The organism is Blastococcus saxobsidens, assembly GCF_002938435.1.
Classification (GTDB): Bacteria; Actinomycetota; Actinomycetes; order Mycobacteriales; family Geodermatophilaceae; genus Blastococcus; species Blastococcus saxobsidens.
The window spans coordinates 1-14,148 of record NZ_POQT01000045.1; the positions used below are offsets into that span (position 1 = coordinate 1).

At 75.6% G+C, this 14,148-nt stretch carries 15 protein-coding genes; 6 read left to right on the plus strand and 9 right to left on the minus strand.

All coding sequences use genetic code 11. From position 1 onward, the window contains the following. Positions 1-106: 106 nt before the first annotated feature. Positions 107-1,756 carry an AAA family ATPase gene (locus C5507_RS19840; protein WP_104530247.1) on the plus strand — a complete coding sequence of 550 codons (1,650 nt, stop codon included), beginning with the start codon at positions 107-109 and terminating at the stop codon, positions 1,754-1,756. Between the two features lie 40 nt (positions 1,757-1,796). Here the strand turns inward: C5507_RS19840 and C5507_RS19845 are convergent, their stop codons facing one another. After that, positions 1,797-2,291 (minus strand): GtrA family protein, encoded by a 495-nt coding sequence (locus tag C5507_RS19845; RefSeq protein WP_242611156.1) that lies wholly within the window; start codon positions 2,289-2,291, stop codon positions 1,797-1,799. Positions 2,292-2,320: 29 nt separating this feature from the next. Continuing rightward, complete coding sequence (locus C5507_RS19850; RefSeq protein ID WP_104530229.1) at positions 2,321-3,052, minus strand: cytidylyltransferase domain-containing protein; 732 nt, start codon at positions 3,050-3,052, stop codon at positions 2,321-2,323. 66 nt (positions 3,053-3,118) lie between these two features. Between C5507_RS19850 and pseB the strand changes: the two genes are divergently transcribed. Both pseB and C5507_RS19860 read left to right on the plus strand, forming a co-directional pair. Then, complete coding sequence (gene pseB / locus C5507_RS19855; RefSeq protein ID WP_104530230.1) at positions 3,119-4,132, plus strand: UDP-N-acetylglucosamine 4,6-dehydratase (inverting); 1,014 nt, start codon at positions 3,119-3,121, stop codon at positions 4,130-4,132. 5 nt (positions 4,133-4,137) lie between these two features. Then, positions 4,138-5,265: a DegT/DnrJ/EryC1/StrS family aminotransferase gene (locus tag C5507_RS19860; RefSeq protein ID WP_207225821.1), complete on the plus strand. Its 1,128-nt coding sequence runs from the start codon at positions 4,138-4,140 to the stop codon at positions 5,263-5,265. A gap of 30 nt (positions 5,266-5,295) precedes the next feature. Here C5507_RS19860 and pseI read toward each other — a convergent pair whose 3' ends face one another. From pseI to C5507_RS19875, 3 genes are read right to left on the minus strand one after another with little or no spacing between them, the layout of a single operon-like run. Then, a complete protein-coding gene (pseI, locus tag C5507_RS19865; RefSeq protein ID WP_104530232.1) occupies positions 5,296-6,354 on the minus strand; it encodes a pseudaminic acid synthase in 1,059 nt (352 codons plus the stop codon). Then, positions 6,351-6,794, minus strand: coding sequence for a hypothetical protein (locus tag C5507_RS19870; protein ID WP_104530233.1), 444 nt, complete (start codon positions 6,792-6,794; stop codon positions 6,351-6,353). The genes pseI and C5507_RS19870 overlap by 4 nt, the downstream gene beginning before the upstream one ends. A gap of 53 nt (positions 6,795-6,847) precedes the next feature. Next, positions 6,848-7,510, minus strand: coding sequence for a hypothetical protein (locus tag C5507_RS19875; protein WP_207225819.1), 663 nt, complete (start codon positions 7,508-7,510; stop codon positions 6,848-6,850). A 155-nt stretch (positions 7,511-7,665) separates the two neighbouring features. Between C5507_RS19875 and C5507_RS19880 the strand changes: the two genes are divergently transcribed. From C5507_RS19880 to C5507_RS19890, 3 genes are read left to right on the plus strand one after another with little or no spacing between them, the layout of a single operon-like run. Then, entirely contained in the window at positions 7,666-8,877 is a 1,212-nt protein-coding gene (locus C5507_RS19880) for a 5-(carboxyamino)imidazole ribonucleotide synthase (protein WP_242611155.1), read from the plus strand. Positions 8,878-8,887: 10 nt separating this feature from the next. Further along, entirely contained in the window at positions 8,888-9,394 is a 507-nt protein-coding gene (gene purE, locus C5507_RS19885) for a 5-(carboxyamino)imidazole ribonucleotide mutase (protein WP_104530234.1), read from the plus strand. A 23-nt stretch (positions 9,395-9,417) separates the two neighbouring features. Beyond that, positions 9,418-10,572, plus strand: coding sequence for an acyl-CoA dehydrogenase family protein (locus C5507_RS19890; RefSeq protein ID WP_104530235.1), 1,155 nt, complete (start codon positions 9,418-9,420; stop codon positions 10,570-10,572). Between the two features lie 12 nt (positions 10,573-10,584). On the opposite strand, the gene C5507_RS19895 is transcribed toward C5507_RS19890, so the two are convergent. From C5507_RS19895 to C5507_RS19910, 4 genes are all read right to left on the minus strand, one after another. Then, positions 10,585-11,613: a PseG/SpsG family protein gene (locus tag C5507_RS19895; protein WP_104530236.1), complete on the minus strand. Its 1,029-nt coding sequence runs from the start codon at positions 11,611-11,613 to the stop codon at positions 10,585-10,587. 2 nt (positions 11,614-11,615) lie between these two features. Then, positions 11,616-12,194, minus strand: a complete 579-nt coding sequence (gene pseH / locus C5507_RS19900) for a UDP-4-amino-4,6-dideoxy-N-acetyl-beta-L-altrosamine N-acetyltransferase (RefSeq protein WP_104530237.1) — start codon at positions 12,192-12,194, stop codon at positions 11,616-11,618. 88 nt (positions 12,195-12,282) lie between these two features. After that, on the minus strand, positions 12,283-13,104 hold the full coding sequence (locus C5507_RS19905) for a DUF1028 domain-containing protein (RefSeq protein WP_104530238.1): 822 nt from the start codon (positions 13,102-13,104) through the stop codon (positions 12,283-12,285). Positions 13,105-13,197: 93 nt separating this feature from the next. Next, on the minus strand, positions 13,198-13,992 hold the full coding sequence (locus C5507_RS19910) for a TIGR03089 family protein (RefSeq protein ID WP_104530239.1): 795 nt from the start codon (positions 13,990-13,992) through the stop codon (positions 13,198-13,200). Positions 13,993-14,148 lie beyond the last annotated feature (156 nt).

The window sequence follows — 14,148 nt, forward strand, 5'->3', positions numbered from 1 at the left end:
CGCCGTCGGCGGCGCGGTGCAGGCGCCAGCCCGGTGCCTGGTGCGAGAGCCGGTGGTGGTGCTCGCACAGGCACGCCAGGTTGTCGTGCGCGGTGTCGCCGTGCGGATGGGGCATCTGGTGGTCGAGCTCGCCGGCGCGGAGGCCGCTCTTGCCGCCGGTCGGGCCGCCGACGAGCTCGAGCACCGGCTGGTCGACCTGCGCGACGGGGTCCGCGCCCGGCGGGACAGCTGGGGCGACGCCCGCGAGCGCTGGCTGGACCTGCGCAGCCGGCGGCTCGACGGGATGGCCGCGGAGCTCGCCGTCGGGCTGGTCGACGGGGCCGACTGCCCCGTCTGCGGTGCCACCGAGCACCCCCGCCCCGCGGCACACGACGGCGTCCGGGTCACGGCGGCCGACGAGGACGCAGCGCACGCCGTCGCCGACGCCGCGGAGGCGGCGCTCGCCGAGGTCTCCGCCCGGCTCGAGGCCGCGGAGCGGGAGCTCGCCGGGCTGCACGCGTTGGCGGGCGAGCTGCCGGTTGCCGACCAGGCGGAGCGGGTCGCCGAGCTGGCCGGCCGCCTTCGTGCCACCGAGGAGCCGGCCGCCGACCTCACGTCCGCCGAGGCGCTGCTGCGGCGCCTGGCCGCCGAGCGCGACGAGGTCGCCGCCCGGCTCGGCGCTGAGCGGGAGGAGCTGCGGGCCCGGACCGCCGAGCGCGAGGCGCTGGCGGCGGGACTGGCCGAGCTGGTCGAGCGGCTGACCTCCGCCCGCGGCGACGACCCCGACCTGCCGTCCCGCGTCGCCCGGCTCTCCGCCGCCGCGGACGCCTGCGACGCGGTGCTGACCGCCGAGGTCGAGGAGCTGCGCGCCCGGACGCAGGCCGACTCCGCCCGGCTCGTCGCGGAGGAACGCGCCGCCGCAGCCGGCTTCGACGACGTGCTCGACGCCGCGGCGGCGCTGCTCGAGCCGGGCCGGCTCGCCGCCCTGGACCGGCAGCTCGACGGGCACGACCAGCGGACGGCGCTGCTGCGCGACCGGCTGGCCGACCCGGAGCTGGCCGACCTCGGCCCCCAGCCGGAGACGGCACTGCTGGAGGAGCGGTGCGCGGCGGTCACCGGACGCCGCGAGGAGGCGGTCGCGGAGCTCGAGCAGGCGCGCCGCTGCACCACGGCGCTGGCCGATCTCGTCGGCCGGATCGCCACCGCCGAGCTCCAGCTCGCCGAGCTCCGCGACCGGGCCGACCAGGTCACCGCGCTCGCCGACCTCGCGCACGGCCGCGGGGCCAACACCCGGCGGATGCGGCTGCAGTCGTTCGTCCTGGCCGCGCGCCTGGAGCAGGTGGCCGAGGTGGCCAGCCGGCGGTTGCTGGACATGTCGGGGGGCCGGTACACGTTCCTGCACAGCGATGCCCAGGGGCGCAACGGCGCCCGGGGCGGCCTGGGGCTGGACGTGTTCGACGAGTACACCTGCGTGCGCCGACCCACCAAGACGCTCTCCGGCGGGGAGAGCTTCATGGCCTCGCTGGCCCTGGCGCTCGGTCTCGCCGACGTCGTCACCGCCGAGACCGGTGGGGTGCGCATCGACACGCTCTTCGTCGACGAGGGGTTCGGCACCCTCGACGCCCAGGCGCTGGACTCGGTGATGACGGTGCTCGACGAGCTCCGTCGCGGGGGCCGCACCGTCGGGGTGATCAGCCACCTGGAGGAGCTGCGCACCCGGATCCCCACGCGCCTCGAGGTGGTCGCCGGCCGGAACGGCTCGCGCCTGGCGGGGTGAGCGCACTGCCGGGCGTGCGGTGGCCGGCGGCGGGGGCGCCCTAGAGCTGCCCGGACGCCGGGGCGAGCGCCCGCTCGCCGGCGACCGGCGTCGTCCGGGCGGGGAACACCCACAGCCGGTAGGTGAGCCAGCGCAGCGCCGTGCCGACCGCGATCGCCGCCACGTTCGCCGCCTGCAGGACCAGTGGTGACTCCTGCCCCAGCGGGTAGCGGACGAAGGCCACGATCCCGAGGCTGAGCAGCAGCGTGCCGCCGTTGATGAGCAGGAACAGCGAGTACTGCCGCCGGAGACCGGTGCGCCGGCGACGCGCGAAGGACCACGAGCGGTGGCCCAGGAAGGCCAGCGTGGTCGCCACCAGGCTCGCCACCAGCTTCGAGGTGACGGCGCCGGCGCCCACCACCGCGTAGAGCAGCTGGAACAGCGTCAGGTCGACGACGAAGCAGACGCCGCCCACGACCCCGAAGGCACCGAGCTCGCGCAGCAGCGGCAGTCGCCGGCGCCCCGCCGAGGACGGCGGCATGCCGGGCTGGGCCACGCCGCGACTGTACGCGCGCGGCGGTGTGCTCAGCCCTCCTCCAAGGCCTTCTGCACGACCGCGGCGTTGAGGGCGGCGAGGTCTCCGCGCGACCGCAGCAGGCCCACCACCTCGCGCCAGGCCGGCGCCCGGTCGCCGAGCAGCCCGGCGACCGCGTCCAGCAGCGCGGCGTCCTCGGGCGTGTCGAGCGTGACCCGCAGGTCCGCGGCCGACGGCGTCACGACCAGCCCGGCCACCCGGAACAGCTCGGGCCGGCTCCAGACGTAGGAGGTGACGTGGGCCCGGTCGTGGCCGGTCGCCTCCCGGCCGGCCCGCCGCAGCGCCTCGGCCGTCACCAGTTCGACGTCGAGGCCGCGCGGCAGGCTGCGCGGCGACGTCGTGGCCAGGTAGTCGACCGACGCCGGCGCGGCCCGCCACATGGCCACCACCATGGCGACCAGGGCGGGGTCGATCAGGGGGCAGTCGGCCGTCAGCCGCACGACGGCGTCCGCGGGGTGGGCGTCCAGCGCGAGCAGGTACCGGTCCAGCACGTCGTCGGCCGGTCCGCGGACCACCTGCGCGCCCACCTCGCGGGCCAGTTCCTCGACCGCGTCGTCCTCGGGCAGCGTGCTGGTGGCGACCACGAGCTCGTCCAGGGACCCGCTCTCCCGGGCCGCCCGCAGCACCCAGGACAGCACCGGGCGGCCGGCCAGCGGGCGCAGCACCTTGCCGGGCAGCCGGGTGGAGCCCATGCGGGCCTGGACGACGGCGGTCACTCGCACGCGGCCATCGTGCCCCACCCGACCTCGGGGGCGGCGTGGTCACCCGACGCGTAGCCTCTCGTCTCGATGAGCGAGGACCTGGCACCCACTCCGTCGGACGTCTCCACCAGCCTCGCGGGGGCCTCCGTCCTCGTCACCGGGGGGACCGGGTCGTTCGGCAAGGCGTTCGTGCGCCGCGCCCTGGACCTCGGCGCCCGCCGGGTGGTGATCTTCAGCCGCGACGAGCTCAAGCAGTCCGACATGCGTGCGGCCTTCACCCACGACGAGCGACTGCGCTGGTTCATCGGCGACATCCGCGACCGCGAGCGGCTGCGCCGGGCGATGCACGGCGTCGACCTCGTGATCCACGCTGCGGCCCTCAAGCAGGTGGACACCGCCGAGTACAACCCGGTGGAGTACATCCGCACGAACGTCAACGGCTCGGAGAACGTGGTCGAGGCCGCCATCGACGCCGGCGTGCGCAAGGTCGTCGCGCTCTCCACCGACAAGGCGTCCAGCCCGATCAACCTCTACGGCGCCACCAAGCTGTGCGCCGACCGGCTGTTCATCTCGGCCAACCACTACGCCGCGCACCAGGAGACCCGGTTCAGCGTCGTGCGCTACGGCAACGTCATGGGCAGCCGGGGCAGCGTCATCCCGCTGTTCCGCCGGCTGGCGGCCGAGGGCAAGCCGCTGCCGCTCACCGACCGGCGCATGACCCGGTTCTGGATCACCCTGCCGCAGGCGGTCGACTTCGTCGTCACCTCGCTGGACCGCATGCACGGCGGCGAGCTCTACGTCCCCCGGATCCCGAGCACCCGCCTGCTCGACCTGGTGGAGGCCGTCGCCCCCGGCGCGGAGACCGTCGAGGTGGGCATCAGGCCGGGCGAGAAGCTCCACGAGGAGATGATCGCCGCGGACGACTCCCGGCGGACGGTGCTCACCGGCGACCGCTACGTGATCACCCCGTACCTGGCCGGCTGGGGCTACGAGCCGCCGGTGGGGGAGCAGGTCCCCGACGGCTTCGCCTACCGGTCGGACACCAATGACCTGCTGCTCACCGTCGAGGAGCTCCGCGCGCTGATCGACAGCCTGGACTGAGCGGCGTGCTGCCCTACGCCCGTCAGTCGGTCGACGCGTCCGACGTCGCGGCGGTGACCGCGGCGATCTCCGAGCCGTACCTGACGACCGGCCCGGCGGTCACCCGTTTCGAGTCCGACCTGGCGGGGTGGACCGGTGGGCACCCCGCCGTCGCGGTCACCTCCGGCACGGCCGCCCTCCACACCGCCTACGCGGCGGCCGGGGTCGGGCCCGGCCAGGAGGTCGTCACCTCCCCGCTGACCTTCGTCGCCACGGCCGCCACCGCGGCCCTGCTCGGCGCCCGCGTGGTCTTCGCCGACGTCGACGACGCCACCGGCTGCCTGGACGCCGACGCCGCCGCGGCCGCGGTCACCGACCGGACGTCGGTGATGACCGCCGTCGACTACGCCGGGCTGCCGGCCGACATGGATGCCCTGCGCACGGTCACCGACCGGGCCGGCGCGCTGCTGATGGAGGACGCCGCCCACTCCATCGGCACGGTCTGGCGGGGCCGGCCCGTGGGCTCCCTGGCCGACCTGACCACGCTGAGCTTCTTCGCGACGAAGAACCTCACCACCGCCGAGGGTGGCGCCGTCGTCAGCACCTCGCCGGACCTGCTGGCCCGTGCCGCCCGGTTCCGCAACCACGGCCTGGTGCGCGATCCCGGCGAGCAGCGGGAGCCGGACGAGGGACCGTGGCACCAGGAGGTGCACTCCTTCGGGCTCAACTACCGGCTGCCCGACGTGCTGTGCGCCCTCGGGTCCAGCCAGCTGCGCCGGCTGGCCGCCTTCAAGGCGCGCCGCGCCGAGCTGAGCGCCCGCTACGACGCCGCGCTGGCCGACGTGGCGGAGGTGCGCACACCGGCCCGGCCGGCCGACGCCGACGTCGCCTGGCACCTCTACCCGGCCCGCGTGCCCGCCGACGCCCGCCGGGCGCTGTTCGACCACCTGCGGGCCGCCGGCATCGGCGTGCAGGTCAACTACATCCCGGCGCACTGGCACCCGGTGTTCGCCGACCTCGGTCACCGGCGCGGGGAATGCCCGGTCGCGGAGCAGTGGTACCGGGAGGAGATCTCGCTCCCGCTGTTCGTCGGGGTCACCGACGACGACGTCGACCGGGTGTGCGACCTCGTGCGCGGCTTCTTCGCCGGCTGACCGCCGGCACCCCGGCCGCCGGCGACGACCTCAGTCGAGGGCGACGCCCAGCAGCGCCCAGTCCAGGGGCGTGCCGGCAGCGACCGGGCGGCCGAACGGCCGGCCCACGACGTCCTCCCACAGCGCGGGGGCCAGGCCACCGGCCGGGCGCAACGCGCGGACGTTCTCCGGCCCCACGACCTCGCCCGGGGCGACGTCGGCGGTCACCCACAGGGAGCGGCGCAGCCGGGCGGTCTCCTCCTCGCCGGGCCGGACGCCGAACCGCGGGCCCGGGCCCACGGCCGCCCGGGCGGCGGCGCACTCGCGCACGAGGTCGGCCAGCTCGGCCGGCACCAGTGAGAAGGCGGAGTCCACGCCGCCGCTGTCACGGTCGAGCATCACGTGCTTCTCGACCGCCACCGCGCCCAGCGCCACGGCGGCCACCGGCACGCCGATCCCCGGCGTGTGGTCGGACAGACCGACCGGCACGCCGAAGGACTCGCGCAGCACCGCGATGTTGGCCAGGTGGCTGGCGGCGGGGTCGGCGGGGTAGGCCGCGGTGCAGCTGAGCAGGACCAGCTCGCCGGAGCCGGCCCCGCGGGCGGCGGACAGCGCGGCGTCGATCTCGGCGAGGGTCGCCATTCCGGTGGAGAGCACCATCGGCTTGCCGGTGGAGGCCACCGTCCGGATGAGCGGCAGGTCCACCAGCTCGGCCGAGGCGATCTTGTAGACGGCGCAGTCCAAGCTCTCCAGGAGCTCGACCCCCGCGCCGTCGAAGGGGCTGGAGAACGGCAGCAGCCCGCGGTCCCGGGCGTGCGCGAACAGCTGGGCGTGCCACTCGTAGGGCGTCCCGGCCTCGCGGTACAGGTCGAACAACCGCCGCCCGGCCCAGAGGCCGTGGCCGTCGCTGATCCGGAACGGGGTGCCGTCGGAGTCCAGGGTCATGGACTCGGCGCGGTAGGTCTGGAACTTCACCGTCTGCGCACCGGTCGCGGCGATGGCGTCGATGGTCGCCAGCGCCCGCTCCAGGCTGCCGTCGTGGTTGGCGGAGAGCTCGGCGATGATCAACGGCGCGCCCTCGCCGCCGAGCAGCGGCGCCAGCGCACTCATTCGGTGCCCTGCGCCGGGCGCAGCGCGAGCTCCAGGCGCCGGAGGCGCTCCTCGTAGGCGGAGACGAGCGACAGCCGGGCGCGCACCCGGGCGTGCTCCTCGCGGACGACGTCGACCAGCAGCCGGGCCTCCGGCAGGTCCGCCAGCTCCCCGGTCAGCACGGTCGGGCGGGCCTGCTGCTCCAGCCGGGCCTCGAAGGCGGCGGCCTGCGGGGCCAGCCGGGCCAGCTCGTTGGCCGACCACGACGACTCGCGGGCGACGTCGCCCACCCACCGCTCCAGCTCGCCCAGGCGCTTGTCGAGCTCGGTGCCCCGGTCGGCCAGCTCGCGGGTGGTCCGCTCCAGCGCGCCCACCAGGTCGCGGAGCTCGACGACCTGCTCCTCGACCCGCCAGGCGATCGACCGGCTGATGCGTTGGGTGATCCTGGCTCGGAGCTTCACAGGGACTTCCTCACTGTCGGGGATGCTGGGCGCACGGTCGGCCGGAGCGGACGTCAGGCCCACAGGGCGGTGCGGCCGGCGACGGCCCACCGGCGGAAGAGGTCGCCCTCGAGGGCGATCCGGTGCTCGGGGCCGACGATGCAGTCGTCGCCGGAGGCGTGCGCCCAGCGGGTCTGGTCGGGATCGTCGACGAAGGAGTACCCGGCCAGGACGAGCTCGGCGTCCGGGAACGTGGTCCGCGCCCACCAGGCGGCCATCGTGCCGGTGGTCGACCAGAGCCCCTCCGCACGGGAGTCGAGACCGAGGTCCTGCGACAGCGGCAGGGTCAGGTCGTCGTTGTTGACGTGCAGGTGGCCCAGGTCGGCCGGCCACCAGGAGGGGACGGACTCCGGCTCCCAGTGCAGCCGGCCCGGCTCGACCATGAGGTAGAGCCGGTCCCGGTAGCCGCTGAAGAACCACGGGGTGGCCCGCAGCGCCCGGTTGAAGAAGACGACGTCGGCGCGGGTCCCGAAGGTGTGCTGGTCGGGGGTGTCGTCGAGCCGGAAGCCGTTCACCCGCACCACCAGGTCGCACGCGTCGATCGCGGCGGCCCGGCGGGGGTCGGGGTCCAGCGGCTTGTTGCCGACGACGGCCACGCTGCGCACCTCCGGAGTGCGGGCGTGGGCCACGGCCAGGTCGCGGATCCGGTCCTTCCGCTGCTGGGCGATCGTCGACACGCACCCAAGGTAACCGGGCGATCTCCGCGGGGCGTCGATCCGGCCGGACCGGGGCCGCCGGGCACCCCGGCCGCCTCTCGGGTCACACCCGTTCGGGCGGACCGGGACCGAGGGCCCCGCCTCGCGGCCCGGTCCCGGTCGCTAACCTCCCCACCGTGGCAGCCGTCTTGCACCCGCACACCGGCCTGCCCGTGGTGGCCATGGTGGGCGGCGGCCAGCTCGCCCGCATGACGCACCAGGCCGCCGTCGCGCTGGGGCAGTCGCTGCGCGTGCTCTCCGCCGGTCCCGCCGAGTCCGCCGCGCTGGTCGCAGGGGACGTCCGCATCGGCGAGCACGACGACCTCGACGCGCTCCGCGACCTCGCCGAGGGCGCCACGGTCCTCACCTTCGACCACGAGCACGTGCCCACCCAGCACCTGGAGGTGCTGGCGGCGGCCGGCACCCGGGTCGCCCCGCCGCCGGCCGCGCTGGTGCACGCCCAGGACAAGCTGGTCCTCCGGCGCGCGCTGGCAGCCGCGGGGGAGCCGCAGCCGGCGTGGGCGGAGGTCGGCTCCGCGGCCGACGTCGCGGCCTTCGCCGGCGACCACGGCTGGCCCGTCGTCCTCAAGACCCCGCGCGGCGGCTACGACGGCAAGGGCGTCTTCGTCGTCGGGGACGCCGAGGAGGCCGGTGCCCTGCTGGCGCGGCACGGCGTGCTCCTGGCCGAGCAGCGGGTCGCCATGGTGCGCGAGCTGTCGGCGCAGGTGGCCCGCTCGCCGTTCGGCCAGGTCGCGGTGTGGCCGGTGGTCGAGACCGTGCAGCGCGACGGCGTCTGCGCCGAGGTGTACGCGCCCGCCCCGGGGCTCTCCGACGAGCTGGCCACCGCGGCGCAGGAGCTGGCCGTGCGCATCGCCGACCGGCTGGGCGTCGTCGGCATGCTGGCCGTGGAGCTGTTCCAGACCGAGGACGGCGTCCTGGTCAACGAGCTGGCCATGCGCCCGCACAACTCGGGCCACTGGACGATCGAGGGTGCGCGCACCAGCCAGTTCGAGCAGCACCTGCGGGCCGTCCTCGACTACCCGCTGGGCGCCACGGCCATGACCGCCCCGGTCGTGGTGATGGCCAACGTCCTCGGCGGTGCCGCCGCGGCCGAGGACTGGTCCGGCCCCGCACTGGACGAGCGGGTCCACCACTTCATGGCGCACTGGCCCGACGTGAAGCTGCACTGGTACGGCAAGGGGCAGCGGCCCGGTCGCAAGCTCGGGCACGTCACCGCCCTGGGCGAGGACCTCGAGGAGGTCCGGGCGCGGGCGGTCGCCGCCGCCCGCTACCTCGCCGACGGCGTCGTCGACCCGGCCTTCGCCTTCGCGCACGACCACGAGCACTGAGGAGCACGGCATGAGCCACCCGGTCGTCGGCATCGTCATGGGCAGCGACTCGGACTGGCCGATGATGCAGCCGGCCGCCGAGGCGCTCGCGGAGTTCGGCATCCCCTACGAGGCGCACGTCGTCTCCGCGCACCGCACGCCGCGGCGGATGCTCGACTACGCCGAGGGCGCCGCCGGCCGCGGGCTGCGCGTGATCGTCGCCGGCGCCGGAGGTGCGGCGCACCTGCCAGGGATGGTGGCCGCGGCGACGCCGCTGCCGGTCATCGGCGTGCCCCGGCCGCTGGACCGGCTCGACGGCCTGGACAGCCTGCTGTCGATCGTGCAGATGCCCGCGGGCGTGCCGGTGGCGACGGTGGGCATCGGCGGTGGGCGCAACGCCGGCCTGCTGGCGGTGCGCATCCTCGCGGCGTCCGACGAGGAGCTGCGCGGCCGGGTCGAGCGGTTCCAGGCCGATCTCGCCGACGGCGTCGTCGCCCGCGACCTCACCCTGCAGGAGCGCCTCGTCACCGACGGGTAGTGGGGCGCCCTACGATCGGGGGCGTGGGTACGAACAGCGGGCTGTACGCGTTGACCGAGGAGCACGAGGCGATCCGCGAGGCGGTGCGGGACATCGCCGAGCGGGAGATCGCACCCTGGGCGGCCGAGGTGGATGCCGACTCCCGCTACCCCATCGAGGCGCAGAAGGCCCTGACGGCCGCGGGCTTCCACGCCACCCACATCCCCGAGGAGTACGGCGGCGAGGGCGCGGACGCCATCGCCACCTGCATCGTGATCGAGGAGGTCGCGCGGGTCGACGTCAGCGCCTCGCTCATCCCGGCGGTCAACAAGCTCGGCTCGATGCCGATCATCCTGTCCGCCGACGAGGCCCTGAAGCAGAAGGTCCTGCGCCCCATCGCCGACGGCGACGCGATGATCAGCTACGGCTTGTCCGAGCGGGAGGCCGGCTCCGACGCCGCCGCGATGAAGACCCGCGCCCGCCTCGAGGGTGACTCCTGGGTGCTCGACGGCACCAAGGCCTGGATCACCAACTCCGGCATCTCCGAGTGGTACACGGTCATGGCCGTCACCGACCCGGAGAAGGGCTCAGGCGGCATCTCCGCCTTCGCCGTCCACCGCGACGACCCGGGCTTCGCCGTCGGCCCGAAGGAACGGAAGATGGGGATCAAGGGCTCGCCCACCTGCGAGCTCTACTTCACCGGCTGCACCATCCCGGCCGACCGGATCATCGGCGCGCCCGGCACCGGCTTCAAGACCGCGCTGCGGACGCTGGACTTCACCCGGCCGACCATCGGCGCGCAGGCCGTCGGTGTCGCCCAGGGCGCGCTCGACGCCTCGGTGGCCTACGTCAAGGAGCGCAGGCAGTTCGGCCGGAGCATCGGGGAGTTCCAGGGCGTGCAGTTCATGCTCGCCGACATGGAGATGAAGATCGAGGCGGCCCGCCACCTGGTCTACGTCGCCGCGGCCGCGGGCGAGGCCGGGCGTCCCGACGCCACCCGCATGTCCGCCTCGGCCAAGGCCTTCGCCTCCGACGTCGCGATGCAGGTGACCACCGACGCCGTCCAGCTGTTCGGCGGCGCCGGCTACACCCAGGACTTCCCGGTCGAGCGGATGATGCGCGACGCCAAGATCACCCAGATCTACGAGGGCACCAACCAGGTGCAGCGCCTGGTGATCGCCCGCAGCCTGCTGCGCTGACCCGGGCCGGGTTCAGCCGAGGAGCACGTCGGCCACCCGGGCGGCGCCCGCGCCGTCGGTGACCGTGGCCGCGGCCAGGGCCACCTCGCGGAGCCGTCCCGGTGCGCCGACGAGTGCGGCGAGCCGGTCGGTCAGGGCCGCGACGGAGGGCTCCGGCCGCCGGCCGAGCGGGAGCACGCGGCCGGCCGCCGTCAGCCGGTCGTAGCCGGCCGCCTGGTTGTCGGCCACGGCCATCACCGCGGCCGGGCGGGCCAGGCAGCACAGCTCCCACACCGTCGACCCGCCGGCGGTGATCACCAGGTCGGCGGCCAGCATCTCCCGGTGCACGTCCGGCCGGGGGGCCAGCACGCGCGCCCGGGGGTGGGCGAGCAGCTCCTCGTCGGGTGCCGACTCGGCCGGGACGATCGCCCGCACGGAGGCGTCGGGGAAGGCCGCGAGCGCCGCCCGTGCCGCGGTCGCCGTCATCCCGGTCGGGTCGGTGCCGCCGAAGAGGACGAGCACCGTCCGCGGGAGGTCGGGCAGCTCCCGTGCCGACGCCGTCGCCGCGGCCCGGGCCGCGCGGAACTCCGGGCGCAGCAGGGCGTACGAGGGGCCGGCCAGCACCGAGGTCACCCCGGGGTAGGGCAGCTCCTCGGCGCCGAGGTTCTGGTTGACGACGACGTCGGCGGAGAACGACCGGTCGGCCAGGTCGTCGATCACCACCAGGCGCCCGCCGGCCGCGCCGGCGCGGCGGTGCAGGTCGGTGAGCCAGAGACCCGGCACGCGATAGCTGTCCACCACCAGGTCCGCGGGCTCCGCGCCCTCCCGGAGGGCGTCCCAGTCGCCGGCGGCCAGGTCGAGCCCGGCCGCGGTCACCGCCTCCCGCGCGCGGGGGAGGGCGTCCGGCCGGAGCAGCACCTGCACCGCGGCGCCCCGGCCGGCCAGCTCGGCGCCCAGCGCCAGGGACCGCACGAAGTGCCCGAGCCCGGTGGTCGCGGCGGCCTCGCAGAGGATCCTGACCCGCCGCGGGGACCGGGGACGGGGAGCGGTCGAGCTCGCCACGCTCAGGCCAGCCGCCCGTTGCCGCGGAGCCCGGCCTCGAACCCCGCCCGGCGCTCGGCCCAGTCGTCGGCCCACATCGCGAGCAGGTGCGCGTGCAGCCACCGGCCATCGCGCAGGACGTGGTCGTGCAGCACCCCCTCGGTGCGGAAGCCGAACTTCTGGTGCATGGCGAGCGAGGCCTCGTTGGAGGACAGCACCTCCGAGCACAGCTTGTGCAGGCCGAGCTCCTCGAAGACGTGGTCCAGCACGAACACCCAGATCGCACTGCCGACGCCGCGGCCACGCGTGCGGGGGTCGGCGACGTAGAAGCCCCACGTCGCGCGGCGGTTCTCCCGGTCGATGCCGGTCACGAACACGGCGCCGACGGGGACGCCGTCCAGGGAGGCCACCCATGCCCGCCGGCGGTCGTCCCCCAGCAGCCCGGCGAACCAGCGGGCGTGCTCCTCGGGCCCGATCTCGTGCGTCGTGTACATGTGCTGCGCGACCGCGGGGTCGTTGCGCCAGGCCCTGAGCCGGTCCCGGTCCTCCGGGCCCACGAGCCGGAGCTGCACCGTGCCGCCGGTTGCGCCTGCCTCGGTCATGGCTGCATCCTGCCTGCTCCTGCGGTCGAGGGTCGTTCCCGCTGGTCACGCTCGCGGTCCTGGTCACACGCAGCCGGCCGGTGCTCACCTATCCGAGCAGGCGGGAGACCGCCGCCAGCCGGGTGTCGCCGGCCATCGTCCTCAGCCAGGCCGACCAGCCCGGTCGCTCCCGCATCGCCTCCAGCGCCCGTCGCACGCCCTCCCGGTCCCCGCGAGAGGAGGCGGCCAGCGCGGCGTACAGGTCACGGGCGCCCTCGGGTGCGAACAGCGCCAGGCGGTCGTAGTCGCGTTCCTCGTAGGCACGCTGCAGGTTGCGCAGCATGCCCAGCTGGGCCACCGGGTCGCCCGAGTCGTCGACCCGGAGATCCATCCGCACGCCGTCGTCCTCGTCGGTGGGCGGCTGGCCGCTGACGACCAGGATGGCCGCCGACTGCCGGCCGCGGAGGTCGCCGCCCGCGTGCTGACCGGCCGACAGCGCGGCGAGGAGGCGGTCGGGCAGGTCGCCGTCGACGGCGGCGAACGTCCGCGACATCGCGGGGAGCACGTCGGCGGAGCCGAGCATGTTGCCCTGCACGCTGAAGCCGTCGCCCACCAGGTGTCCGCACTCCGGGAACGAGCCCGGCCCGGTGTCCGCGGCGATCCGGCCGGTGACGTCGAGGACCGCGATCTGCCGGTCGGCGTCCTCGGCGGAGTGCGCGGCGCGGCGGACCAGGGCCGACGGGGTGCCGCCGGCGGCCAGGCCGTCGAGCAGGGTGGCGCCCAGCCCCCGGCGGCTGCGCGCCTGGACGGCCACGACGCCCACCCCCGGCCGCGCCCCGGGGACCGCCCGGCCGACGGCGAGGATGCAGGAGGAGACGGCGATACCGATGTCCCCGGTGGCGGGGTCACGGGCCAGCACGGAGAACGTCACGGTCGGTACCGGGGGCGGCCGGGGGGCGTCGTCGCGGCGGTCACGGGGTCCAGGGGCTCCCTCGGCGGAAGGTGGTGCGGTGGGCCGTGCGCGTCAGGCGCCGCGACCCAGCTCGCGCACGCCCTCGACCTGGACCCCGAGGGTAGCCGTGACCCGCTCCGTCCCGGCCCGGTGCGCGAGGCCGGCGGGGTCCGGCGAAGCGACCAGGACCAACGAGGCGCCCGCGGCCAGCGGCGCCAGCAGCCAGGCCACCGGCCCGGCCTCGGCGGCGACGCGGACGTCGACCAGGAGCCGGTCGCCCTCGACGACGCCCAGACGCCCGGCCAGCTCGGCGGCGGCCTCGACCAGCCCGGCGAGCGACAGCTCGAGCTCGCCCAGCACCAACCCCGGATCGGCCGGTCGCGGAGGCGACCACGGCGCGAACACGTCGCCGTGCACCCGCGCCTCCAGGGCGAAGTCGCGCGCCGAGCCGACGTACCCGCTCATGCCCATGCCGAGCGGGTGCAGGGAGAGGCCCAGCAGCTCCTCGACGCCCTGCTCCTCGAGCGGGGCGAGGCGGTCCTGGGCGGCCAGGACGACGTCGGCCTCGTCGAGCCGGCCGTCGTCCTCGGCCGCGGTGTCCAGCACCCGGGCGCCACAGCTCCAGGCGGCGAGCAGGACGGCCGCCGTCTGCCAGTGGACCGGCAGGGCCAGCGCCACGGTGCTGCCGGGGCCGATGTCGAACTCCTCCTGCAGCAGGTTGGCCGTCTTGGCGACCCAGTTGGCCAGCGTGGTGGCCGACAGCTCCACCCGCTCCCCGGTGGCGTCGTCGTAGTACGTCAGGAGGGGCGCCGCAGGAGCCGTGCCGAGGGCCGTCGTGAGCAGATCCGCGGGAGTCGTGTGGTGCACGGGAAGAGGGTGGCAGCTGAGTCGCTCGCCTCCCAGGCCGCCCCCGGGCCGCGGTTACAGTCGGGTCTCGGTACAGGCAGTCATGCGGGCGGCAGACCCCGCGGGCGCGCTGCCGGAGTCGTCGCATCGGGCGCTCCGCTTCGGAGAAGAAGGTCG